General features: G+C 63.8%; 15 protein-coding genes. 4 read left to right on the forward strand and 11 right to left on the reverse strand.

What is annotated here, in order from left to right; genetic code table 11:
* Positions 1-46: 46 nt before the first annotated feature.
* On the reverse strand, positions 47-1174 hold the full coding sequence (locus tag F7D01_RS13150; protein WP_215227917.1) for a fumarylacetoacetate hydrolase family protein: 1128 nt from the start codon (positions 1172-1174) through the stop codon (positions 47-49).
* A gap of 90 nt (positions 1175-1264) precedes the next feature.
* Here F7D01_RS13150 and F7D01_RS13155 point away from each other — a divergent pair, with 90 nt between their 5' ends.
* A complete protein-coding gene (locus F7D01_RS13155; protein WP_215227918.1) occupies positions 1265-2920 on the forward strand; it encodes a glycoside hydrolase family 43 protein in 1656 nt (551 codons plus the stop codon).
* Here F7D01_RS13155 and F7D01_RS13160 read toward each other — a convergent pair.
* The 5 genes from F7D01_RS13160 to F7D01_RS13175 form a co-directional block, all read right to left on the reverse strand.
* Positions 2907-4142: a glycoside hydrolase family 27 protein gene (locus F7D01_RS13160; RefSeq protein ID WP_215227919.1), complete on the reverse strand. Its 1236-nt coding sequence runs from the start codon at positions 4140-4142 to the stop codon at positions 2907-2909. The genes F7D01_RS13155 and F7D01_RS13160 overlap by 14 nt on opposite strands.
* Entirely contained in the window at positions 4142-5458 is a 1317-nt protein-coding gene (locus F7D01_RS15325) for a hypothetical protein (protein ID WP_251566873.1), read from the reverse strand. The genes F7D01_RS13160 and F7D01_RS15325 overlap by 1 nt, the downstream gene beginning before the upstream one ends.
* Positions 5455-6222 carry a glycoside hydrolase family 5 protein gene (locus F7D01_RS15330; protein WP_251566875.1) on the reverse strand — a complete coding sequence of 256 codons (768 nt, stop codon included), beginning with the start codon at positions 6220-6222 and terminating at the stop codon, positions 5455-5457. The genes F7D01_RS15325 and F7D01_RS15330 overlap by 4 nt, the downstream gene beginning before the upstream one ends.
* Positions 6223-6288: 66 nt before the next feature.
* Positions 6289-7302, reverse strand: a complete 1014-nt coding sequence (locus tag F7D01_RS13170; RefSeq protein WP_215227920.1) for a cupin-like domain-containing protein — start codon at positions 7300-7302, stop codon at positions 6289-6291.
* 27 nt (positions 7303-7329) lie between these two features.
* Entirely contained in the window at positions 7330-9858 is a 2529-nt protein-coding gene (locus F7D01_RS13175; RefSeq protein WP_215227921.1) for a glycoside hydrolase family 3 protein, read from the reverse strand.
* 110 nt (positions 9859-9968) lie between these two features.
* Between F7D01_RS13175 and F7D01_RS13180 the strand changes: the two genes are divergently transcribed.
* The gene (locus F7D01_RS13180) at positions 9969-12788 is read left to right on the forward strand and encodes a TIM-barrel domain-containing protein (RefSeq protein WP_215227922.1); all 2820 of its coding nucleotides are present in this window, start codon (positions 9969-9971) and stop codon (positions 12786-12788) included.
* Positions 12789-12851: 63 nt separating this feature from the next.
* Here the strand turns inward: F7D01_RS13180 and F7D01_RS13185 are convergent, their stop codons facing one another.
* The 5 genes from F7D01_RS13185 to F7D01_RS13205 all read right to left on the reverse strand — a co-directional run bounded on the left by F7D01_RS13185 (position 12852) and on the right by F7D01_RS13205 (position 21632).
* Complete coding sequence (locus tag F7D01_RS13185) at positions 12852-13742, reverse strand: ROK family protein (RefSeq protein WP_215227923.1); 891 nt, start codon at positions 13740-13742, stop codon at positions 12852-12854.
* A 50-nt stretch (positions 13743-13792) separates the two neighbouring features.
* Positions 13793-15397, reverse strand: a complete 1605-nt coding sequence (locus tag F7D01_RS13190) for a bifunctional UDP-sugar hydrolase/5'-nucleotidase (protein ID WP_215227924.1) — start codon at positions 15395-15397, stop codon at positions 13793-13795.
* Positions 15398-15627: 230 nt separating this feature from the next.
* Positions 15628-19134 (reverse strand): TonB-dependent receptor, encoded by a 3507-nt coding sequence (locus tag F7D01_RS13195; protein WP_215227925.1) that lies wholly within the window; start codon positions 19132-19134, stop codon positions 15628-15630.
* 244 nt (positions 19135-19378) lie between these two features.
* Complete coding sequence (locus tag F7D01_RS13200) at positions 19379-20308, reverse strand: isopenicillin N synthase family oxygenase (RefSeq protein ID WP_215227926.1); 930 nt, start codon at positions 20306-20308, stop codon at positions 19379-19381.
* Between the two features lie 10 nt (positions 20309-20318).
* Positions 20319-21632: a NupC/NupG family nucleoside CNT transporter gene (locus F7D01_RS13205; protein ID WP_215227927.1), complete on the reverse strand. Its 1314-nt coding sequence runs from the start codon at positions 21630-21632 to the stop codon at positions 20319-20321.
* Between the two features lie 130 nt (positions 21633-21762).
* Between F7D01_RS13205 and F7D01_RS13210 the strand changes: the two genes are divergently transcribed.
* Together F7D01_RS13210 and F7D01_RS13215 are read left to right on the forward strand one after the other, a co-directional pair.
* The gene (locus F7D01_RS13210; RefSeq protein WP_215227928.1) at positions 21763-22425 is read left to right on the forward strand and encodes a queuosine precursor transporter; all 663 of its coding nucleotides are present in this window, start codon (positions 21763-21765) and stop codon (positions 22423-22425) included.
* Between the two features lie 116 nt (positions 22426-22541).
* Complete coding sequence (locus F7D01_RS13215) at positions 22542-24635, forward strand: malate synthase G (protein WP_215227929.1); 2094 nt, start codon at positions 22542-22544, stop codon at positions 24633-24635.
* Positions 24636-24640 lie beyond the last annotated feature (5 nt).

Below are 24640 nucleotides of genomic sequence, written 5' to 3' on the forward strand. Positions count from 1 at the left end.
GGCCTGCCACTCCCGGAATATAATCATATTTATGCTTGTCTAGAAATCAGATCTTGTCGGCAAGCCCGCGCGCGGCGAGGCTGCGCATGAATTCGCCTATGCCCATCGTCCATGCGGGCGCATCGCGCGCGATGGTGACGGTGTTGGTCAGGGTGCCGATCCGCTCCGACCGGATGGTGACGACATCGCCCACCTTGTGCGTGAAGCCCGCCCCGGGGGTGTCGCGATCCTGAACCGGCGCGAATAGCGTGCCGCAGAACAGCACGAACCCGTCGGGATAGTGGTGCTCGGTCAGGCACTGTTCGACCAGGTCGGTCGGATCGCGGCTGATCTCGGCCATGACGTTGCGCCCTTCGAGGTGATAGCCCTCGGGCCCGTCGACGGTCAGTTCGACCTCCGCCTGGCGCACGTCGTCGAGCGTGTAGCCATCGTCGAACAGCCGGATGAACGGGCCGATCGCGCAGCTGGCGGTCGCGTCCTTCGCCTTGGACAGGAGGAGCGAGGAGCGTCCTTCGATATCGCGCAGGTTCACGTCGTTGCCCAGCGTCGCGCCGACGATCTCGCCCTCGGCGTCGCACACGATCACGACCTCGGGTTCGGGATTGTTCCAGTGCGAGTCCGACCGGATACCGATTTCCGAGCCTCCTCCGACGGAGGAAAGTACGGGGGATTTGGAGAAGATTTCCGCATCCGGGCCGATCGCCACTTCGAGATAGGGCGACCACATGCCTTCCTCGAGCAGCGCCGCCTTCAGCTCGCGCGCCTCCGCACTACCCGGGACCACTGCGCGGATGCCCGCGCCGATGCGTTCTTCCAGTTGCGAACGGATTTCGGACGCGCGCGCCGCGTCGCCCCGGGCGCGTTCCTCGATCACGCGTTCGATCGCGGACACCGCGAAGGTCACGCCGCTCGCCTTGATGCATTGCAGGTCGATCGGCGAGAGCAGCGTCCACCCTTCGGGAAGGCCGTCCTCCACCGGGCCGATGTCTTCTCCGCCGTCGAAGTCGCGGCGGGCGATCGCACCCGACACGCTGGCCGCCCGAGCGGTGATGTCGAAAATCCGCCCGTCGCGGATCGCGATGACGACCGGCCCCTCCGGCCCGTCCGCCCGGCCGATGAAGCGGCCCGAACGATAATCCTGCGGCAATAGTTCCATGATCCGGTTGACCGGCATATGCTCTTGTCCTCTCCCTTGATAGCGCTACCATAAGAAGGCGGCAGCGCGGGAGCAAGCGCAAAGACCGCCGGATCGGGAGAGAGCAGAATGGGTAAGGCGAGGGCACTTCGCAGCGCGGTGCTGGCAATGGGACTGATCGGCGCGCCGGTCGCGGCGGCACCGACCGCCTATTTCGATTCGGTTTCCTACCGTGCGCTGGAACCGGCGCCGGATGTCCCAGCCGGAGAATTTCGCAATCCGATCCTCCCCGGTTTTGCACCTGACCCGTCCATCGTGAAGGTCGGTTCGGACTTCTACCTCGTAACTTCGACTTTCAGCTGGTTTCCGGGACTGCCGATCTATCACAGTACCGACCTCGTTCATTGGCGACAGATCGGGAATGCGATCGACCGGACGGGCATGGTGGACTTCGCCGGGCTGGGCACCAATCGCGGCCTGTTCGCCCCCGCGATCAGCCATCACGACGGGATGTTCTGGATCGTCAACACCTGCATCGAATGCGGCGGGAACTTCGTGATTACCGCCGAAAACCCCGCAGGACCGTGGAGCGATCCGGTCTTCCTCGACTTCGGCGGGATCGATCCCTCGCTGGTGTTCGAACCCGACGGGTCCGCCTGGATCGCCTATAACGATGCCCCGGCGGGTGAGCCGCGTTACGAGGGACATCGCGCGCTCTGGCTCCAACGCTTCGACGCGAAGGCGATGAAGATGCTGCCCGAACGACACCTGCTGGTCGATGGCGGCGTCGACCCCTCGACCGATCCCGTGTGGGCGGAGGGTCCGCATATCTACCGCGTGGGCGACTGGTATTACCTGATGGCCGCCGAAGGGGGCACGGCGGACCAGCATTCGGAAACGATCTATCGCTCGCGTACTCTTACCGGCCCCTACGAACCCGGCCCGGACAATCCCATCCTGACCCAGCGCGACCTGTCGCCCGATCGCCGGGACCGGGTCGAGGCGACAGGGCACGCCGACTTGGTGGAGCTCGACGACGGTAGCTGGTGGGGCGTGTTCCTCGCCACTCGGCCTTTCGCCGGCCAATCGACCCTGCTCGGGCGCGAGACGTTCCTGCTGCCGGTCACATGGGAAGGCGGCTGGCCTACCTTCCTGCCCCACGGCAAACCAGTGCCATTGCAGCTGGCAGCGCCCGATCTGCCACGATCCGAAGCCACCGACTGGCGCGAATGGCGCGAAGAATTCACCGCGCCCCTGTCCGACGCATGGATCGGATTGCGTACGCCGGACACGATGCAGCGCTGGCTGGTCGAGACAGGCCGAAAAGGGCGGCTCGCTCTCATTCCTTCGACCGAACCAGCCGGAGGGCTGGGCAAGCCAACTTTCGTAGGTCGACGCCTGCTACACGAGAACGCCGCGTACGAAACCCACCTCGATTTCGCGCCCGGTAAGGAGGGCGATTTCGCCGGACTGCTGGCACTGATGGACGAATCCCACTTCCTCGCCTTCGGACGAGAAGGGGATGCGATCGTCGCGCGCATCCGCAGTTCGGCGGACCAGGACGAGCGCGGCGAGCTGGTCGCATCCGCACCCTATCGCGCGAGCGATCCGCTAGACCTGAGAATGGAGATTGGAGGCGGCGAGGCGCGGCTCGAATGGCGCAAGGCAGGTGAAGGTCGCTATGTGGAGCTCGGCGCGCCGATCGATATCGAGCCGCTCGCGACCATCCATGCGGGGCTGTTCACCGGGCTCGTCGTCGGCCCGTACGCCGTCAGCGCGGAGTGAGCAGATAGACCGCCGTGTCGCGCGGGGCGACGCGTACCGAGAGAGGGGTGTCGGTCGCTCCCGCCTGTTTGCCGGTCCAGGCGTCGACCAAGGTGTAACTGCGCTCGCCGAATTTGGGATCGCGGCCCGTCATCGCGTCGTTCAACTCCCCGTTCGCCCAGTCGATGGCGATCTCGCGCGCGGTGTCGGAACGGTTGAGGACCCCGATCGCCCAGCGGTCCTGCGCCAGCGGCTTCGCCCAGATGCCGGTCTCGGGCGTGCCGCGCCAGAGAAATCCCGGAATGCCTAGCGGATCCTGATCGATCGCGACGATCCGGGGATTGGCCAAAATATCGCGGATCGGATCGGTCATCCCGACGACATCCGTGCCCATGATCAGCGGCGCGGCGAGCATCGCCCACATGGCGAAGTGCGACCGGTTCTCCGCCAGCGTCGGCAGGTTGCCGACCTCCATCATGTCGGGATCGTTCCAGTGGCCGGGGCCGGCATAGGCGCGCAAGGGCCGCTGCTTGTCGAGGATCGGCAAGATGCCGAGGCTCGACCAGCTGCCATGGCCCAGCTCGCAGTTCCAGCAATTGGTAATGTCGCCAGTCGTGCGCCAGAGCTGGCCGTAGTCCTTCGCCCACAGCCATGGTTCGTTATCGCCCCATTCGCAGATGGACAGGATCATCGGACGCCCGGTGGCGGCGATGGCGCGGGCCATCGTGCCATAGGCTTCCCGTGGGTTGCGCTGCGCAGGGCCGGTGCCGGTCGCGCACCAGTCGTACTTGATATAGTCGACGCCCCAGCGCGCATATTGCGCCGCATCCTGGAACTCATGGCCCTGGCTCCCGGGCCGTCCTGCACAGGTCGTCGCGCCCGCGTCGGAATAGATGCCGAATTTGAGGCCGCGCTCGTGCAGATAATCGCCCAGCGCCCGCATGCCGGAGGGGAAGCGCTTCGGATCGGGCTGGATAAAACCCTGACCGTCACGCTCGCCGTGCCAGCAATCGTCGAGATTGACGAAGGTATAGCCCGCGTCGCGCAGTCCCGATGCGACCATGGCATCGGCGGTGCGCTTGATCAGTTCCTCGTCGATCTCGCAGCCGTAGTGGTTCCAACTGTTCCACCCCATCGGTGGGGTCGCGGCGAGCATGGGGGCCTCCTGGGCCGCGACCGGTGGCACCGTCGCCAGGGAGGTGCTCGCCGCGACCAGAACGCCGAACGCGGCGAGCGCGCGCATCAGTTCGCCTTGAAGATATAGACCGGTCCGATATCGACCGACTGGGCCGCGCCGGCGAAATGCAGCGCAAGCCGCGCCTGACCGGCCGCAAATGCCCTGGTCGCCGTAGTTTTGATCCGGATCAGCTGCCATTTCGGGCCAACGGAGAACGCATTCTCGCCGAACCCGTCATAGGGCGGCTCGCTGCCTTGAACGCGCATCTCGATCCTTGCCTTGCCATCGGGCGTTTGCGCGCTCTCGGTCTTGGCTGCGATCGCTATCATCAGCTGGTCGCCCGCCGCGATCGGCGCGTCGATGGGAATCGCGGTCGTCAGATCCCATGGGTTCGCCCCGGCCGCCGGGGCGGTAAAATTGGTCGACTTGCCCAACCAGATGGTGGGGTCGTCCCTATTCTCGAACGTGCCTGTGGCGGCGGAGTTGCTCCAATTGCGGGTCGCGGGATCGTTGATCAGCGTGCCCGAGCCCTTGAGCGCGTCTGGCACGGCCGGCTCGGGCGCGGTCTTGGTTACCTTCTCCGTGGTTACGATCGACGGCGCGCCTTCTATGACGATCGCCTGACCGATTTCGATCACTTGCTTCGCACCGCCCAGCTGCAGCACGACGTTGGCGACATCCTGCGCCATGTTGCGATCGGCGACGCCGCTGACCTCGTACCAGTCCCAATCGGAACCGATCTTTACGGTCGCATCCCCGAACCCCGGATAGGGGGGCGAGTTCTGCTGGAACCGTACACCGATCACCCCCTTGCCGTCGGGCGTTTCGGCCGAAATGGTACGGGCGTAGAAGCCGACGGTCATCGTCTGGCCGCGCTCTATCGCGGCGGTCAGCGGGATGGTCGTTTGCGCTTCCCACGGGTTGGCCGGCTTGCGCTCGACAGCGTAGCGCCGCGCCGCGCCGCCGCCGGGAATGGCCGCATCCTTCACCACCTCGGTCTTGAAATCGCCCTGGGTATTCCAGTCAATCCGGGTCGGATCGTTCACCAGATGGCCGGGCAATTGGTCGTCGAGCTGCTGCAGCGTCGCATTGGCCTGCTTGGGGTAGCTCGCGGCCATTTCCCGGCGATCGGCCTCCGATGAAGCAGGTTCCTTCAGTCCGATCGCACCGAGCATGCCGGGGAGCCAGCGATCCGCCCCGCGATCGTACAGGGGGAACGTGTTCGCGTAGGCCCACTGGCACATGTCGATGCCCGCCGGGGCAAAGGTATCGTGAACCGCCCTAGCATAGGCGACCCGCTGATCGAGCGGAATGTTCGCCTCGTACGCGCCGGTTTCGCCCATGAAGGGAACCGTCCCGGTGCGCTCCTCGAAAGCCTTCACCTTGGCGAGGTCGTCCTGCAACCGCTGCCGGTCGGCTGGGTGCCGTAGACGCGGCCCACGGGCGGGATATTGGGCCCGGCCCAGCTCGCTCCCTGATGGGTGAAGTCGAACGGTTCATAGTAATGGAACGTCGGATAGACGTTCGGATCGTCGGGCAGCGTCAGGGTCTTGAGCGAGTCGATCCCGCTCCAGCTTTGCCCGCCATAGATCACCGGCCTATCGGGATTGGTTTCGCGCACGACCGCCAGCGCCGGGTCGAGCACCTGGCGCAGATTGCTGTCGTCGAACTTGTCGTGCGGCTCGTTCTCGATCTCGAACCACAGCGTATCGTTCGGGTAGTCCTTGAATGTCTCGGCGATCTGGCGCCACACCCCGGTATGCCAAGGCTGGGTCTGGAGAGGCGTGGCGTAGATCGGCTCGAAATGATGGCTGTTGAGGATGACCTTCAGCCCTGCTGCCTGTGCCTGATCGACGGCGGTCTTGACCTGCTTCATCCAGGCAGGGTCGATGGTGTAGGGCGCACTCGACATGCTGCGCTGGTCCCAGCGAACGGGCATACGCACGGTGTCGAATCCCGCCGCCTTGATCCGCGCGAAATCGCGTGCGGTCACCGCGCCGTTGCCAAGGTCGTGATCCTTGGACACCTCGAACGTGTTGCCGATATTCACGCACGCTCCGATCGGTAGCGAGCGGTCCTTGGCGGCGGCGGGCAGGGTAATGGCGGCAACGCTTGCGGCCAGCGCGAACTTCCAGGTCTTCATCATTCTCTCTCCCCTTTTTGGTAGCGTTACCATGCCATCGCGCGGCTCTGCAAGACGCTCTGCGGGCCGTTAGCTGCCGCCTGTCAGGATGCTCGCGATGAACCGTCGAATCCGACTGTCCCGCTCCGGCGAGGGCGAGCCGGTGACGCCGCGCGCATGCAGCGGGATATGGTCGGCGCTTGCGGGGGCGTCCGCTGCGAAAACCATATGCTCGAACCATGCACGCCAGGCCTCACGCTGCGGCTCCGGCCGGTCTCGGATTGCCAATATGGCGTGGACCAGGGCCACGAAACCGCCACCGTGCGGAGTATCGTTATGCCAGTAATTGACGAGGATGTTCACCGGATCGCGGGCTGCGACGTGATGCCACCACAGTGTGGGGATGTAGATCGCGTCGCCCGGCTCCAGCTCCGCGAAGGAAGCACGCTCCAGCGCATGCTCGAACCGCGGATAGGTCTCCATATCGGGCGCCAGCGGATCGACCATGCTGACGGGTTGACCAGCCAGCGTGACATCCAGCGGCCCGACGTAGAGATCACCCACCGCGTCCGGTGGAAAAAGGGTGAAGCGGCGACGACCGAGGGCGACGACCGCAAAATTGTCCGACAGGTCGAAATGGGTCGAAACCTGCGTCGCGTTGCCGAGCCAGACCCGCGTCGTCGCGCCGGTCGCGGTCCCTGCGAAGAGAAAGGGGTTCGCCTCCTCCAGCCCCGGCGTATGGACCGCCGCTTCGGCCGCGCCGGCATAGACCCCCATCGGCTCGTCTTGCATTGCCAGTTCGCGCAGATGCGCGGCAACCTGAGCTATCGTTCCCTGCCGCCGCTGGAAGTTGAAACCGCGCATGTCGGGGGCGTAGAAGAAACGTCCGCGTTCCTGCGGCGGGGCAAGCATCACGTCGGTGGGCACGCCGCTGTCGAGACGTTCGAGGTAGGAGAGGGCCTCTCCGACATCGTCGCGCCCGGCAGCGACCAGCGGCCACTCGCGGGCAACGCCGCGCATGACCACCGGGCGATACGAGGGGGCCACTTCGCGCTCGAACGCCTCGCGCGTGGTGGGGGCGGGGATTTCCTCGATCTGATCCATGAGCGAGAGCTTAGCAGCGCAGCGCTGCTATTGGCAGGGCAGAGACACCTCCGCGTCGGTGCCCAACCGGACCTCGCCAATCGCGTAATCCGCTTCCCCGGTCGTTTCGAGCACGAACGGCTTCATCAGGCTCGCCATGGGCGCGCCGCGCTGGCGCAGGCATTTGAGGGGAATGCCGAAGCGTACCCAGCCGGTGCCCGCGGTCATCGGCAAATTGACGAACGCCTCCTTGCCATCGCCCCCAGCCGCACCGATCCGCGCCGCGTCCGGTGCATCCCACACCTTCAGCGTGACTAGCATCGAGACCTCTGCATTGGTTTCCTTGTCGAGGTTGACGGGGTCGAAATTGCGGAGCGCGACCTGGGCCGTGCCGCCCGATATAGCAAAGCGGCGCCCACCTTCCTGTTTCAGATAGTCGGTCGCCGTGACTGTTGCCCTGCCGCCCAGCGCCGCAGCGGGTACGGTGGTGATGCGCGTTTCCTCTCCGGTCCCGGTGCCGCCGACGAGCAAAGACCAGCTCGATGCAGGCTGACCGCCGGAGAACCAGACACGCGAATCCCCGGCCGAGCCGACGGCTACTTCGGCAAGCGGGGTCCACGGCTTCGCGCTACTGGCGTAACTCAGGCCGAAGCCGCGATCGAACAGCGCCCCATCGGCGATGTCCGGCGTACGTGGCCAGCGGGCCGGCAGCGTTCCGGTGAAATCATGGCGCGGATTGCCCGATGCGTCGGCGATCAGCACGTCGGCGAGCCCTTCGCCCTCGCTACCCGGAAGCCAGGTAACGACGAAGGCATCCGCCGTATTGAGCGCCGGATTGACGTAGAGCGGACGCCCAGTGATCATCACCGCGACGACCGGAATACCCTGCGCCTTAAGCTTGCGCATCGTCTCGTAAGGCCCGGTGAGCGCGGCATCGAGCGCCAGCGTCGCGCGGTCGCCCTGAAATTCGGCATAGGGTTTCTCGCCAAAGATCACGATCGCCGCGTCGGGCTTCGTCGAATAGCTGCCATCGGCCGACATGACCGCGCTGCCGCCGCCCGCCTCGACGGCGTTCTTCAACCCCGTCCACAGCGAGGTGGCGCCCGGAAATTGCGAATTGTCGAGCCCGGTGCCCTGCCAGCTGATGGTCCAACCGCCCGACTGGCGGGCGATATCGTCCATCCCCTCGCCCGCGACCAGCAACCGACCGCCCGGCTTGATCGGCAGGACACCCTGGTTCTTGAGCAATACCAGCGATTTCCTCACCGCCTCGCGCGCGATGGCGCGGTGTTCGGGAGAGCCGAGCCGGCCCCATTCGCCCGACAGTGGGCGGCTGGACGGCTTGCCCGCATCGAACACGCCGAGCCGCGCCTTTACCCGCAGGATGCGCATGACCGCGTTGTCGATTCGTTCCATCGGGATGGTGCCCGCCTTCGCCTTCGCCAGAAGGTCGGTGTAGATCGGCTTCCAAGTGTCTGGGGCCATGTACATATCGACCCCGGCCTCCAGAGCCTGAGGACAGCTGTCGTTGCTGCAGCCTTCGACCTGACCATGGGCATTCCAGTCGGTGACGATGAAGCCCCCGAAATCCATGCGGTCTTTCAGCACGCCGGTCAGCAGGCTCTCATTTCCGGTCATCTTGCGGCCTTGCCAGCTGGAGAAGCTGGCCATTACCGTCGCCACGCCGTTCTCGATCGCCGGGCCGTAGGGGACACCGTGAACGTCTCGCAGTTCCTCTTCGCTGATCTGGGCATCGCCCTGATCGACGCCGTTCTTGGTGCCGCCATCGGCCAGAAAGTGTTTGGTAGAAGCGATCACGTAAGGTCCGGCCAGCAGGTCCTGATTATCGGGCGCCCCCTGCAGCCCGCGGACCATCGCGCCGACATAGGACGCGACCAGTTCGGGATCGGACGAATATCCCTCGTACGCACGGCCCCAGCGCCAGTCCTGCGGCACGGTGACGGTCGGGGCGAAGGTCCATTCCTGGCCCGTCACGCGGATCTCCTCCGCCGTCGCGCGACCGATCGTCTCGATCAGGGCGGGGTCGTGCGCCGCGCCGAGCCCGACATTGTGTGGGAAGAGAGTGGCACCGATGATGTTCGAGTTTCCGTGAACCGCGTCGATACCCCAAATCACCGGGACTCCGACCCCGCCATCGCTTGTGTCTACTGACGCGGCGTAGAAATCGTCCGCCGCCTTCAGCCAGGCGGGCGGGGGGGCCAGATCGTCGCCATACGGCCCGCTGTTCCCACCGACCAGGATCGACCCGAGATTGTATCTCTTCACCTCGTCGGGCGTGACGCAGCACAGATCGGCCTGAACGAGTTGGCCGATCTTTTCCTCCAGCGTCATCCGCGCGAGGATGTTTTCGATCATCGTTTCCTGCGCGGGGGGGGTTTTCACCGGGTAGGTATATGCCGGCCATTTGGCCGGATGCGCGATCCCTGCGCCGAGCGCTTCAGCCTGGCCCGCCAGCTCGGCGCCAGCGGGTAACGCGGTGGCGCCCGGCGTGGTTGCGCAGGACGCGAGAAGCCCGGCGACGAGGCACAGGGGTGCCATGGAGCGGCGATCGATCATTTTCCCTCCCGAAGAATCCGCGCCGTTGTCGTGCGCGATTGTGAGCGCTACCATGCCCTCGGCGACGTGACGGATGCAAGCACAGAATTCGTCGCCAAGGGGGAGAGGTAATGCGAAAGATCCTATCCGCGCTGTTCGCGGCAGCCATCGGACTGACGGCGGCTGTCGCGGCCCACGCAGGCGAAGTGCGGCAGGTACCGCATGGCATGATCGTCACTACTGATGACGGCGCGCAGGTCCGCGTGCTCGCCTATGCCGACGGGACGTTCCGGGTGACTGTAGGCGACGACCTGCCGGGCGGACCATCGACGCCTATGGTAGTGGCGCAGTCCGACGGCGATCCCGCTTTTTCGCGGGACGAGGGCACGGCCCGGCTGGCGACGGACCGATCGCAGGCGATCGTAAGCCTGGCCGACGGAGCGCTGCGGGTGCTCGACGCTGGCGGCAAGGTGTTGCTCGACGAATACGCTCCCGCGCGGACGATCACGCCCGTCACCCTGGAAGGGCAAACCTGGTACGCCACGCGGGCCCAGTTCAATCGCGGAACGGACGAAGGGCTGTTCGGCCTAGGACAGCATCAGAACGGACAGATGAACTACAATGGCGAGGACGTCGAACTCGCCCAGCATAACATGGCGATCGCCATACCTTATCTGCTGTCGACCCGCGGCTACGGCATATTGTGGGACAACGCGTCGATCACCCGTGTAGGCGATCCCGAGCCGTACGAGCAGCTCGATCTGGGCTGGGACGCCCGGTATTATCTGGGCGACCGGTTGGCCGTAAGCCGTAGGGAACCGGTGATCGACTATCAATATCTCGAGGATCAGGACAAATGGCCCGCGGCGGCCAAGGCAGAGACGACGGCCGCGACCACGGGGCAGAATACGCAAGGTAATGCCGTGCAGACGCAACGCGTCGTGTGGACCGGCACCTTCACGCCCGACAAGAGCGGCGTGCACAAGTTCCGCCTGTATTCGTCCAGCTACGCCAAGGTCTTTGCCGATGGAAAGCTGGTGCTCGATCGCTGGCGGCAGAACTGGAACCCCTGGTACCACAATTTCGAACTTGGCCTGACGAAGGGGCAGGCGGTGAAGCTGCGCGTCGAATGGGAGCCGAACCAGGGTTATATCGAGCTGGAACACGCCGATCCGCTGCCTGATGCCGATCGCCATTCTGTCAGTTTCGCCTCCGAAGCTGCCAAGGCGATCGATTACTATGTCGTACCGGGCGAGACAATGGACGCTCTGGTGGCGGGCTATCGCCGCCTGACAGGCCAGGCGCCGATGATGCCGCGCTGGGCCTACGGCTTCTGGCAGTCGCGCCAGCGCTACCAGACGCAGGACGAGCTGCTTGGCGCGATGAAGATGTACCGGAATGCCGGCATCCCGATCGATAATATCGTGCAGGATTGGTTCTACTGGCCGGAAGATCAATGGGGCAGCCACGCGTTCGACCCCGAGCGTTTCCCCGATCCGCAGGGCATGGTGGATGCGGTCCATGCGATGCATGGGCGGATCATGATCTCGGTCTGGCCGAAATTCTATCCCTGGACCGACAACGCCAAGGAACTGGGGTCCAAGGGTTATCTCTACCAGCGCCCGTTGGAGGCAGGCCAGAAAGACTGGGTCGGCTCCGGATACGCCAACACGTTCTACGATCCCAATACGGGCGAGGCGCGAAATATCTATTATAGTCAGATGGCCGAAACGCTGGTGCCGAAGGGGTTCGACGCGTGGTGGATGGATGCGACGGAGCCGGACTGGCATTCCAACCTTTCGGTCGAGAAGCGCGCCTACCAAATGTATTCGGCCTCCACCGACACGCCGGGTCTCGCGATCTTCAACTCCTACCCGCTAGTCCATGCCGAGGGCGTTGCCGAGGGCCTGCGCAAGTCGCAGCCCGATACGCGGCCTTTCATCCTGACGCGCAGCGGCTTCGGCGGAGTCCAGCGCGCATCTGCCGCGCTATGGTCGGGCGATGTCGCCGCGCGGTGGAGCAATCTGCGCGAGCAGGTCAGCGCGGGTTCCAACCTCTCGATCTCGGGCGTTCCCAACTGGACGCACGATATCGGCGGCTTCGCGGTCGAAGATCGCTATTCCAAGGAAGTGCCCTCGGCGATGCCCGAATGGCGCGAGCTGTACCTGCGCTGGTTCCAGTTCGGTGCCTTCACTCCGCTGTTCCGCAGCCATGGCGAATATCCCTATCGCGAGACGCCCATCATTGCGAAGGACGATCCCGCGATGATGCAGGGCCTCGTCCACTATCATCGGCTGCGTTATCGCCTGATGCCGTATATCTACACCATCGCGGCGGGAACGCATTTCGACAGCGGCACGATGATGCGCCCGCTGGTGATGGACTTCGAAGCCGACCGGAAGGCGTGGAACGTGGACGACGAATACATGTTCGGTCCCGCCTTCCTCGTCGCGCCGGTCACGCAGTTCGAGGCGCGCTCGCGCGAGGTTTATCTGCCCGCGGGCAGCGATTGGTATTCGGTCCTGTCGGGCCAGAAGGTCGCCGGGGGACGGACTGTCACCGCACAGGCACCGCGCGAACGCATGCCGCTGTTCGTGCGCGCCGGGGCGATCGTTCCGATGGGGCCGGACGAGCAGTGGACCGGCGAGAAGCCCCAGGGTCCGCTGACCGTCCACGTCTTCGCCGGAGCGGCCGGCGCGTTCACGCTCTACGAGGATCAGGGCACCGACATGGGCTACGAGCGCGGCGAGTTCGCGCGGATACCCCTGTCGTGGGACGACGCCTCGCGGACCTTGACCATCGGCAAGCGCGATGGGCGCTTCCCCGGCATGGCAGCGAATCGCAATATCACGGTCGTCTTGCATGACGGCACAAGCGATGGGCCGGTTCTGGACGAAAGCGAAGGCAGGCGGATATCATACGTCGGCGCGGCAGAGAAGGTACGCTTTTAAGGACGGAGCCTGTCGCGCCGCGATTGGCCGGTCCAACGCGCGTCCGGCGCGAAGGGGCGCTGGTCAGTCGCGCGCTGCCAGTGCTAATCTGCCCAGTGCAATGGCGCCGGTAATCCCCGCATCGTCACCCAGCTCCGGCGCGACCACGATGTCTGCCAGATCGCGATCATAATAGGCGAGGTATCCGGCCAGCGACTGCCGCGTGGCTTCGCGCAGGTCCTCGATCAGCCCCGGCGCCTTCATAACGCCGCCGCCGAAGATCATCACCTCCGGCATGTGGAATTGCGCGATCGTTGCGGCGAGGTGGCCCAGATAGTCCGCTATCAGTCGGGTGGCTTCGGGGTCGGCGAGTTCGCTCAGATCCTTGCCCCAGCGGGTACGAATGGCAGGCCCGCTGGCCAGACCTTCACAGCAGGCACCGTGATAGGTGCATGATCCGGGGAACGGGTCGCGCAGGGCATCGCGCGGTGGCCGCAGATGCCCGGTTTCGTAATGGCTGAGGCCGGCGATTGGTCGCCCATCTTTCACCACGCCAGTTCCGACTCCGGTCCCGACCGTGGTGTAGGCGACGACGTTGTGGCCCCGACCCGCACCCGCAATCGCTTCGCCCAGTGCAGCGCCGTTCACATCCGTGTCTATCGCCATGGGCACGCTGAACCGGGCGAGAACCTGGAGGAAGCTTGCCCCCTGCCAACCGGGCTTCACGGTGGTCAGGAAGGTTCCGTAGTCCGGGCGCGCCGGATCGATTCCGATCGGCCCGAAGCTCGCGATCCCGAAGGCCTCGATAGCGCCATGTTCCGCCGCCGCGCGCTCGAACCATTCGGCGCAGGCGGGCAGAGTGACGGATGGATGTCCAGTGTCGAGCCGGGTGCGTGCAAGGATTGCGCCGTCCTCGCGGGCGATGGCGAGCACGAATTTCGTGCCGCCGGCCTCGATCGCAGCGATCAATCCCATTGGACCTTCCGATACAGGCTAGGATGCGGTCGTTCGCGAAGGCCCACAGGTCAGTCCGCCCGCCGCACGCGCCCGCAACGCGGGGTTTCGATCGATCCGTCCGACAGATAGCGCTCGACCGCATCGACATCGATACCGCCCGATCCGACCGACTTACCGTCCGCGAAACCGGTGAACCCGTCTCCACCCGCGGCGAGGAAGTTGTTCACCGCCACGCGATATGCGCGGTCCGGGGCGACCGTTTGACCATCGATCCGGAATGCGGTCACCCGGCTACCGATGGGTTGGCCCGGCGTCACCAGATAGCTCGCATTCGCGGAAGGGACCAGCAGCGTGCCGCAGACCTTGCTCGCGTCCGCGTCGCAGAACTGGCTTTCGAGGATAGCGGTCAGTTGCGCACCGGTCAGCTCGAGGATTTCGACCGAATTGCCGAAAGGCTGCATGGAGAAAATCTCGCCATATGTCAGCGTGCCATCCGCGGCAGCGTCGAAATTGGTGCGTACCCCGCCCGAATTGATGAAAGCCACGTCGGCTCCGTCCGTGGAGCCCGCCCTCGCCGAGAACAGCTGTGCATCGGCAATGAAATCCTCGGCCGCCCCGTCCATGCAATCGGAATCGCGTTCGGTATCGGTGCCTGCAAAAACCGTACCAACGGCCCGGTTGCCTACAGGACCGATCGCTGCCGCATATCGATCGACGATCGCGGCGACTTTCGCTTCCTTCGGCAGGTCCGCGGGAACGGGTATGTTCTTCGCGTCGATCGACGCCACCCGCTTCGTCGCCGTGTCGAAACGAAGATCGATATCGGTAACGAAGGCGGCGTATCGTCCGGCGCTGGTCAGCGTGCGGACCGTGCCGTCTGGCGCCGTGATACGACAGGCATAGGCCTCGTGCGTGTGGCCCGAGATGACGAGTCCGATCGACGGATCGAGCCGGTCGGCGATGTCGACGATCGGGCCGGTGAGTCCGGCGCAACCTTCGGTCTGGAAACGGTCCGTTACATCGCCGCCCTGATGGATCAGCAGGACGATCGCGTCGGCTCCCTGCGCCTTCAGCCCGGCGGCGAAGCGGTTTGCCGCCTCCGCCTCGTCGGTAAAGCGATAGCCGCGCGTGCCGTCGGCCGACGTGAGGTTGCCGGTTTCCTTCAGCGTCAGTCCGATGAACCCGATGCGGATATCGCCGAAGCTGCGCATGGCGGAGCCGGGAAAAAGCGCCTGCCCCTTATCGTCCACCGTGTTGCCCGCGAGGTAGGTGAAGCCGGCACCTGCGAACGGCTCGAGCGCGCAAGGCTGTCGTGCGGTATACTGTTCGCATCCGCCGGCCTGGATTCGTTGCAGTTCCTTGATCGAGCGGTCGAACTCGTGGTTTCCGACCGATGCGAGATCGAGTTTCATCGCGGTGAGCGCCTTCACGGTGGGCTCGTCCAGATAGTATGCGGAAATGAGCGGACTGGCACCGATCAGATCGCCTGCGGCCACCGTAATCGTCTGCTCGTGGTCTTGGCGCAGCTGTTCGAGGCGGGTCGCAATCTGCGCTCCACCGCCCAGCACGCTTGTCTGCTCCCCGCCGTCGTCATCGCGGTAGCGCAGCGCGCTCTGCGGCGCCTCCAGATTTCCATGGAAGTCGTTCAGGGCGAGCAGTTGGACGTTGGTCATGGGGCCGGGCCGGGAGCCGGGACCGGTCGCACACCCCGATAGGCCCACTGCCATCGCGAGCGCAGACAACAGGCGGGTTGGGAAGGTAAGACGGATCATCGGCGAGACACCTGCTGTGACATCCACGGAAGAAAGCCTCGTCTCTACCGTGACATGCCGGCGCGACAAAGAAAAACGGCGGCCTCCCGAGGGAAGCCGCCGTATTCGAGCCCGGCGAACCGACGGACAGATTAGAACTTGTAGCTCACGCCCACCTTGATCCGCCACACCGAAGCAGGGATGTATAGCTGGTTGTCGCTATCGTAATTGTCCTGAATGAACTGCTGAATTTCCTGCACCGTGGGAGCGGCAAGAAACTGGCCCGGCCGGGACGGATCCGGCACCCGGACCGCAGGTATAACGTAGCGACCTTGGGAGTCGGGAACGCCCGCAGCAATGAGGCCCTGCTGACCGGCGTACTGACGCGAACGCAGGGTATTCCAGTCTTCGTCAAGCAGGTTCAGGAAATTGTCGACCATGGCGAAGACTTCGATCTTGTCGTCCACGCCAAAAAAGCGACCCGGTCCCGGAAGCTGCTGCGACAACCGAAGATCGACATCGAAATACCAATCGTTCTGGCAGGTGTTCCGCTCGATCGTACGGCCGGCATATTCCTTGGCGCAGTCGATATTGCCGAGGAAGTTCGAAAGCGCGGCAACCGTGTTGGCATCCGAATTCGGCGAAATGTTCGGATCGGTCGGACCGGTGGGAACATAGATCAGAGCGTTGTCTGACCCAGACGTGCTGTCGTTGAACTGACCGCCCCCGGAGAATGCCAGGCCGTAGTGCCGCCCGGACCGAGCGTTGAAGGTTGCGGTCAGCCGCGTTGTGAGATCGGAGAAGAAGTCTTCGCCCCACGAAATACGCGAGCTGATCGAATGCGTGTTGCTGTAGATCGAGTCAGCCGCAGCTGGCTCTTGCAAGTCAAAAGCGACCGTACGATCGTAGTTCGACCCGGCGGTGGAACTGGTCATCGCGCGACGATCGTTCGAGTCCGTATAAGCGTAGCCGAGGGTGAAATCGATGCTGCCGTTGTCGGTGAAAATGCCCGAATTCCAGCTCTTCGAAACGATAAGCGAAGCCGTGTAGCTGTCGAAACCGTCCGAATTGGTCAGCACCAGTTCGTCGTCACGGCTGGTGTTGAAGCAAGGGGCGTTCACGTTGGTGAAGATCGGACCCGGATCGTTGCCTTGGAACCGCGCAGTACAGCCTGCGACGGTGGGGTCGATCGCCCGGTAGATCGGGCGCCCGTCGATCGCGTAGCCGTTGAGTCCGAGTGCCGGATTAACGACCTGCGAAAGGTCGGCAACAGTGAAGGGATTCACGAAGTGGCTGTAGATGAAGTCCGCCTTGACGCGCCAATCACTGAACAGACCCGACGACGCAAAGCCCAGGCCGCTTTCAAACCCTGCGTTCAGGCGCAGGACGCTAGGCGTCTTGATGTCCGGATCGATCGACTGGGTGTCAGCGAGCCCGCGCGCAGCCAACTGCTGACCGGCGGTGCCGATACAGCTAGGTACGCCCGTGAACGTCCCACCCTGCAGTACGTTTACCGGGCGGGCGACACCTGCGCATTGGGCGGAATTCAGCGTTCCCTCACCATAAGTGATGCCGTTGTTCTGGAAAGCGTTACCGAACCACACCAGCGGATCGCCGCCGGAGAAGAGGCCGGCACCCAAACGCAGCGTCGGCGCACCGAAAACCGCAAAATCGTCCAGTTCGTAGGTAAAGGCTGCACGTGGGAGGATAGAAGGCGCAAGCGCACTGAAGCCGACCGCGTTCGAACGACCATTATACCGGGCGGCAAAGTTGGGGTTATATCCCGGACGATCACCGTCGTACCAGTCGACGCGCACACCCAGGACGGCGCTGAGGCGATCGGTCATCGCCCAGTCGTCCTGCACGAACACGCTGTAGAGACGACGGTCGAAATCTGCCGCGGCGTCGCGCACGTCGCCGGTGGCGGAGAAGTTTCCGCTGGCACCCACCACGCTATTGTTGATGAGGTTGGATCCGAAGAAATTGCTCGTGCCCGTACCGCTCGTCAGGATACCGTTGTTCAGATCGCTGATCGATGCAAAGTTGAGAGTACCGTTGGCGCTGGGAACGAACAGGTTGAAGATATGAACCTTGTTATACGAGGCACCGAGCTTCAACTGATGCTCACCCGCGTTAATGCGCAAGATCGCAGTGGCGGTATCGACGGTCGTTTTCAGGTTGTTGGCCGAGCGGAAGCCGTCCGGACCAGCCTGTATCGAACCCGCGATGCCATTGTTGATGACACCGACATTGATGGTCGGAGTGGGATTACCTGACAGAGCGTCGCCGCCGCCAACCGGGGTCTGGAGATCCTGAATGCTCGAGTGAGCATACCGGATTTCAGTAGATAGCGTGTCGGTCCAGTCCGAGTAAAGGCGACCGGAGTAGTAATCCGACTTCGTGCCACTGTTATAAAAGTTGTTGAGGCCGGTTACGGTTGGCGAAGTGACCGAGGTAAAAACGCCGCCCTGCTTCACTGTCACCTCATCAAGGTGCTGATAGGTGCCCTCCAGACGGTGGCGATCGGTGATCTGCCAGTCCAGGCGCCCGAAATAGCGATCGTTGTTATAATCGAGGCTGGTCGGCAACGGGCCCGTTTCGATACCATACTTGGTCCGCAATATCTGGCTGACCTGATCAAAGTCAGCCTGAGTAACGCCGCGCGTCTCGTTCGGATATCCACCGTTCAGCGGACCGAAGTCGAACGATTCCCCGCTTTCTTGGTGCGAGTAGGCACCGAAGAAGAACAGACGATCGGGGATGATTGGTCCACCGAGCGAAACGCCCCAGTTCTTCTGCGGCTGAACCGGGGCGGCGGCGACGCCAGCGACCCTATCCCCGCGCAGGTCATTGTTCGAATATTCGTAAAAAGCTTCACCATGGAACTGGTTGCCACCCGAACGCGTGATGACGTTGATGGCGCAGCCGGTGAATTGGCCGTACTCAACATCGAAAGGCGCGAACTCAACCGAAGTTTCGCGAATGGCCGCAAACGGAATTGGCGTTGAGCTGCGCGATGCGAAACCATTGCCGTTCAGGCCGTAAAGATCGCCCTGGCTGATCGCGTCAACGGTAAAGGCGTTCGACCGATCGTTCCCGCCCAGGCACGAAATGCGATTTTGGCCCGAACTGGTATCCGGATCGAGAGATACGCGCGGGTCCAGCCGAATGATATCACGAATGTCGCGATCAAACGTGGGCTGGGTGTCTAGAACCTGCTGACCGAAGCCGCTGCCCGGTCCGACCGCGAGCTGGACAACCCCAGCACGGGTGCCGGTAACCACGATGACGTTTTCCGTACCCGCAGCTGCACTGGAAAGGCTGAAGGAATACTCTGTATTACCTGAAACGGAGATATACTGGTTCTCAACCGTCTGGCCCTCGTAGCCAGGCGCGGTCGCTGTGACGGTGTAAGGTCCGCCGGGTACGAGCGTGTTGGCTCGAAACTCGCCATCCTGGCCTGCGGTAAGCGTGCGGGTTTGGCCGGTACGCGTGTCAGTGATCGTGACTGTCGCGCCCGCGAGGGGGGTTCCCGCCTCATCGGCGACACGCCCTTCAACGCCGGAAGTGATCTGCTGCGCGGCAACCGGTGCGGGCATGGTGATGGCGAGTGCCGAAAGGCTGACGGCGCTGGCGGCGAGGAGAGATTTGAGCTTCATGAAAACGATCCCTTGCGTGAGGCTCTCTGGAAATCCGGGTGAATGGATGCGGCGCGCGATAGGCACCGTCGCGGTCGCTAGGAAGGGTGTTTTGTTGCATCGGCATTACACCGCTTGCAAGAAATCTGCTCCCCACTCACTGGTATGCTTAAGGCATTGAATAGAAAGGAAGAATGTATGTTGCTGCAATGCAACAACCACTAGAAAATTCTTCAACTGTTGATATTTTGCCGCAGCGCGCGCCTCACGCCAGCTTGATCTCGCGCAGGCGCTGCATGAGGAAGTCGTGCGCGGTGATCGGCGGGGGGGGCGATTCTTCCTCTCCCGGCGCCACGCATTCGGCCAGCGGTTCGATCACGAAGTCGGGTCGGAAATGGAGAAAGAAGGGCATCGAATACCGTGCCCGCCGCGCGGCGTCCCCGCTCGGGTTGACGACGCGGTGCGTTGTCGAGCGCAGCCGTCCGTTCGTGAGCCGCTCTAGCATGTCCCCGATATTGACCGCGAGTGCGCCCGGGGGCGGTGATACGGGCAGCCATTCACCCTTCCTGCTCAGCAGTTCGAGCCCGGCTTCCTCCGCACCCAGCAGCAGTGTGATCGTATTGATATCGCCGTGGGCCGCCGCGCGGATCGCGCCATCGGGCGCATCATCGGGCAGGGGAGGATAGCGCAGCAGTCGCATCACCGAGTTTCCGTCCTCCACGGTGGCAGCGAAATAATTCCGCTCCAGCCCGAGATGGATGGCGATCGCCTCCAGGATACGCGCGCCGGTTTCCTCGAACGCGGAATAGAGTTCCTCGAACGTCTGCTCGAAGCCGTCGATCTCGTGCGGCCAGACATTGGGGGCCATGAATTCGGCAAGCTCGTGCCCTTCCGGCAAGGTGCGACCGACGTGCCAGAATTCCTTCAGGTCAAAGACTTCAGCATCCTTGGCCTGCTCGGTCCCGAACGGCGTATAGCCGCGCGCGCCGCCGCCACCGGGGATATGATAGGCGCGCTTGGTGTCCTCGGGCAGGGCGAAGAACGCCTTCGCCTTCTCCTCCGCGCGGTCGATCAGATCCTGCGAAATGCCGTGATCGCGCACTACCGCGAAGCCGTATTCCGCGAAGCTTTGACCGAGCTCGTCGGCGAGATCTTCCAGGGGGCGGGCGAGGGAAACGGAGGCGATGTGGGTCATGCGGGTCAATCTAATACGGCAGGAAGAGCCCCGCCAGTGCGGCACTCATCAGGTTGGCGAGGCTCCCCGCGGCCAGAGCGCGTAGCCCCAGCCGGGCTATTACCGGACGCTGGTTCGGGGCGAGGCCGCCGGTCACCGCCATCTGGATCGCGATGGAGGAGAAATTGGCGAAGCCGCACAGTGCGAAGGTCACGATCGCGCGGCTCCGATCGGTCAGCAGGGTGGCATCCGGCCCGGTCAGTTCGATAAAGGCGACGAATTCGTTGAGCACGATCTTTGTGCCGAACAGGCCACCCGCCGTTCCCGCTTGGTCCCACGGCACGCCGATAAGAAACATCACCGGCGAGAAAACCCAGCCGAGCACCATTTGGAACGACAGCGCCGGATAGCCGAACAGTCCGCCCGCCCAGCCGAGCAGGCCATTGGCGAGAGCGACCAGGGCGACGAACGCCAGCACCATGGCACCGACCGCGACCGCCAGCTTCACCCCGGTTTGTGCGCCCTGCGCTGCGGCCTCGATGATGTTGGCGGGCTTCTGTCCATCTTCGAACGTCTCCGCGACCTCGACCTCATGGGCCTTGCCGCCTTCGACCAGCGCGCCGGGCCCATCGGCGCTGATCCGCATGTCGGGCAGGGCAACTTCGCCCTCGGCTTCGGGGCTCGGTTCGCCATCGTCCGGCATGATGATCTTGGCCATAAGAATGCCGCCAGGGGCGGACATGAAAGCGGCTGCAAGCAAAAATGGCAGATAGTCCGGGCCGAGCAGTCCGGCATAGGCGGCAAGAATCGTGCCCGCGACACCTGCCATGCCAACGCTCATCAATGTGAAAAGGCGGCTTGGCGCGAGTCCGGCTAGATAGGGGCGGACCACCAGCGGGCTTTCTGACTGGCCGACGAAGATGTTGGCCGCCGCGCCCAGCGACTCCACCCGGCTGATCCCGGTGATCCACCCGATCGCCCCTCCGACCCAGCGCACGACCCGTTGCATGATGCCAAGGTGATAGAGAATGGAAACGAGCGCCGCAAAGAACACGATCACGGGCAGTGCGCCGAGCGCAAACGTGTTGGCGAGCGGATTGTCGGCACCGAAGAGAAACGCGGTGCCTTCGTTCGCGTAGGACAGCAGCGCCGCGACACCGTCCGACATGCCGCGGATGACGCGCCGTCCGATGTCGGTTGCCAGCACCAAGAACGCCATCAGCGCCTGCAGGGCGAAGGCGGCACCCACCACGCGTAGCTGAATGCGCTTCTTGCCCGTCGACAGCAGGAACGCGATCAACAGGATCGCCAGAATGCCGACGAGGCTCATCAGGATCGGGGGCATGCGGGAGCTGGCTCTTCGTGAACGTAGAAGTCAGACCGTTCCTTCGCGCGGCACGCGGCGCTAGTCAAATCCCCAGCGCGTTGTTTGCCCCCGCTTTCCTTTTCGGGGACCGCGCCATAAGCATCCGCCGATGGAAACCGTAGCCCCACCCGCCACTTCGCCGATACCGCGCGGCCTGTTCGTCCTGACCCTGCTGTACGGCGGGATGACGGTGCTGGCAGGCGTACTCGGCTTCAAACAAGTCGCGATCGGCCCGCTGATCGTGGAGGCCGGCATATTCTCGTTCCTGCTGCTAGTGGTGATTTCGAGCACCATCGCGCAGCTTTACGGCGATCGCACCGCGAACCGGTTGGTGCTGTGGGGCTTCGTTCCACTGGCGGTGTCGGTGTGCCTGATCGGGCTGGTGCTGTTTCTGCCGGTGTCGCCAGATATGCCGGCGGCGAATCTGAACGCATTCGAGACGGTCCTGTCGCAGACGCCGCGAATCATGGCGGCGGGCCCCGTTGCATACGGCGTCTCCTTGTTTCTCAACGTGTGGATTTTCTCGCGTCTGCGGGGGGGCGGGGACAGCAAGACGACAGGGCTGATGATCCGGGGAGCTATCGCCTCCGCACTCAGCCAAGCGATCGATTCGGTCATCTTCATCACGCTGGCCTTCTATGGCGAATTTCCGATCCACGACCTGCTGATCGGGCAAATCATTGCCAAGGTTACGCTCAGTTTCGTTCTTGTGCCTTTTCTGATCACGGGCGGCGTGGCGCTGGCGCGGCGGCTCGACGCTACGGCACACTGACTCCCGTAGCCGCGCCTTTCGCCGGGGCAAAAAATCCTCGGCTGCCCCGCTCTGGACAGGGCGAGCGCGCCCGTTAGACCCAGGCCCGAACATCACAGCCAAGCGGGGAGAACATCATGGCCGAGCGCGCAGGATTGACCATTTCGGACGAACTGGTCGATTTCGTCGAGGACGAGGTGCTGCCGCCCCTGGCGATCGACACCCCGGCCTTCTGGCAGGGCATGGCGGGTATCTTCGCCAATTTCGCGCCGCGCAACCGTGACCTCCTCGCCAGGCGCGAGGAACTGCAGGCGCAGATCGATCGCTGGCATGTCGAACATCGCGACAGTCCGATCGATGGCGAAGAATACACCTCCTTCCTGCGTGAGATCGGCTATCTCGTCGACGAGCCCGAGCCGTTTGCGATCGACCCGCGCAACGTCGATGCGGAGCTGGCGACCATCGCGGGACCGCAACTGGTCGTGCCGATCCTGAACGCGCGGTTCCTGCTGAATGCCGCCAATGCGCGGTGGGGCAGTCTTTACGATGCGCTGTACGGCACCGACGCCATCCCCGGCGAACCGCAGGGCAAGGGCTACGATGCCGGCCGCGGTGCGCAGGTGATCGCATGGGGACGCGATTTTCTCGACCGGACGGTTCCGCTGGCCGAAGGGAGTTGGGCGGACTGGGACGGCGGGGAATTCAACCTGGCCAATCCCGACCAGCTCGCGGGCCATGCGGGCGGTAATCCGCTGCTGGTCCATAACGGCCTGCATATCGAGATCGTGATCGATCGCGATCATCCGGTGGGGCGCGACGACACGGCAGGCGTTGCCGACATCGTGCTGGAGGCGGCGGTGTCCACCATTTGCGACTGCGAAGATTCGGTCGCGGCGGTAGATGCCGAGGACAAAGTCCTGGCCTATCGCAACTGGCTCGGCCTGATGCGCGGCAATCTCGAGGAGACGTTCGAGAAAGGCGGGGAGACCATGACTCGCCGTCTCGAACCGGATCGCCGCTATACCACGCCGAACGGCAGCGAACGCACGCTGCACGGGCGAAGCCTGTTGCTGGTGCGCAATGTCGGCCATCTGATGACGACCCCCGCGGTGCGCTTGCCAGATGGGACCGAGGCCCCCGAAGGCATTCTCGACGCGATCATGACCTCCGCCATAGGAGCGCACGACGTTCGCGGCATGGGCAGGCTGACCAACAGCCGCGCAGGTTCGATCTATATCGTGAAGCCCAAGATGCACGGACCGGAGGAATGCGCACTGACCAACGATCTGTTCGACGCTGTGGAGGACTTGCTGGGTCTGGCGCGGCATACGATCAAGGTCGGCGTGATGGACGAGGAACGGCGCACGAGCGCCAATCTGGCGGCCTGCATCCATGCGGTGAAGGACCGCCTGATGTTCATCAACACGGGCTTCCTCGACCGCACGGGGGACGAGATCCACACCGCGATGCAAGCGGGCGCGATGGTGCGCAAGGACGCGATGAAGAACCAGCCGTGGATCGCCGCGTACGAGGATCGGAACGTGCAGATCGGGCTTGCTTGCGGGCTGTCGGGCAGGGCGCAGATCGGCAAGGGCATGTGGGCGATGCCCGACCGCATGGCGGACATGCTGGCGACCAAGATCGGCCACCCGCAAACCGGCGCGAACTGCGCATGGGTACCATCTCCTACCGCCGCGACGCTTCACGCGACGCATTACCATGCTGTGGATGTCTTCGCCCGTCAGGAAGAGCGCAAAGGGGAGTGCATCGCGCCGCTTTCGGACCTGCTAACGATCCCGCTGGCGGAGGGGCGAAACTGGGCGACCGACGAGGTCCGCGAGGAGCTGGAGAACAACGCGCAGGGCATTCTGGGCTACGTCGTGCGCTGGGTCGATCAGGGGGTGGGCTGTTCCAAGGTCCCCGATATAAACGATATCGGACTGATGGAAGATCGGGCGACGCTGCGTATTTCCAGTCAACATATCGCCAACTGGCTCTTGCATGGTGTCACTACACCCGACGAAGTCGAAACGGTTCTGCGCCGGATGGCGGAGAAGGTCGATGCCCAGAATGCGAGCGATCCGGCCTATCATCCGATGGCGCCCGATCCCGATGCATCGCTCGCATTCCAGGCGGCACGCGCGCTAGTGTTCGAAGGCTTGGAGCAGCCAAGCGGCTATACCGAGCCGTTGCTCCATCGCTATCGCGCAAGGGTGAAGAACGAGGATTGAGCGCG

It is taken from the genome of Erythrobacter sp. 3-20A1M (assembly GCF_018636735.1).
GTDB lineage: Bacteria > Pseudomonadota > Alphaproteobacteria > Sphingomonadales > Sphingomonadaceae > Alteriqipengyuania.

Excerpts from the sequence above, each read along its gene's own strand:
- F7D01_RS13155 (WP_215227918.1), top strand. The coding sequence starts at position 1,265 with ATGGGTAAGGCGAGGGCACTTCGCAGCGCGGTGCTGGCAATGGGACTG.
- F7D01_RS13215 (WP_215227929.1), top strand. The coding sequence starts at position 22,542 with ATGGCCGAGCGCGCAGGATTGACCATTTCGGACGAACTGGTCGATTTC.
- F7D01_RS13180 (WP_215227922.1), top strand. The coding sequence starts at position 9,969 with ATGCGAAAGATCCTATCCGCGCTGTTCGCGGCAGCCATCGGACTGACG.
- F7D01_RS13175 (WP_215227921.1), bottom strand. The coding sequence starts at position 9,858 with ATGATCGATCGCCGCTCCATGGCACCCCTGTGCCTCGTCGCCGGGCTT.
- F7D01_RS13210 (WP_215227928.1), top strand. The coding sequence starts at position 21,763 with ATGGAAACCGTAGCCCCACCCGCCACTTCGCCGATACCGCGCGGCCTG.
- F7D01_RS13160 (WP_215227919.1), bottom strand. The coding sequence starts at position 4,142 with ATGCGCGCGCTCGCCGCGTTCGGCGTTCTGGTCGCGGCGAGCACCTCC.
- F7D01_RS13205 (WP_215227927.1), bottom strand. The coding sequence starts at position 21,632 with ATGCCCCCGATCCTGATGAGCCTCGTCGGCATTCTGGCGATCCTGTTG.
- F7D01_RS13200 (WP_215227926.1), bottom strand. The coding sequence starts at position 20,308 with ATGACCCACATCGCCTCCGTTTCCCTCGCCCGCCCCCTGGAAGATCTC.
- F7D01_RS15330 (WP_251566875.1), bottom strand. The coding sequence starts at position 6,222 with ATGATGAAGACCTGGAAGTTCGCGCTGGCCGCAAGCGTTGCCGCCATT.
- F7D01_RS13170 (WP_215227920.1), bottom strand. The coding sequence starts at position 7,302 with ATGGATCAGATCGAGGAAATCCCCGCCCCCACCACGCGCGAGGCGTTC.
- F7D01_RS13195 (WP_215227925.1), bottom strand. The coding sequence starts at position 19,134 with ATGAAGCTCAAATCTCTCCTCGCCGCCAGCGCCGTCAGCCTTTCGGCA.
- F7D01_RS13150 (WP_215227917.1), bottom strand. The coding sequence starts at position 1,174 with ATGCCGGTCAACCGGATCATGGAACTATTGCCGCAGGATTATCGTTCG.
- F7D01_RS13185 (WP_215227923.1), bottom strand. The coding sequence starts at position 13,742 with ATGGGATTGATCGCTGCGATCGAGGCCGGCGGCACGAAATTCGTGCTC.
- F7D01_RS13190 (WP_215227924.1), bottom strand. The coding sequence starts at position 15,397 with ATGACCAACGTCCAACTGCTCGCCCTGAACGACTTCCATGGAAATCTG.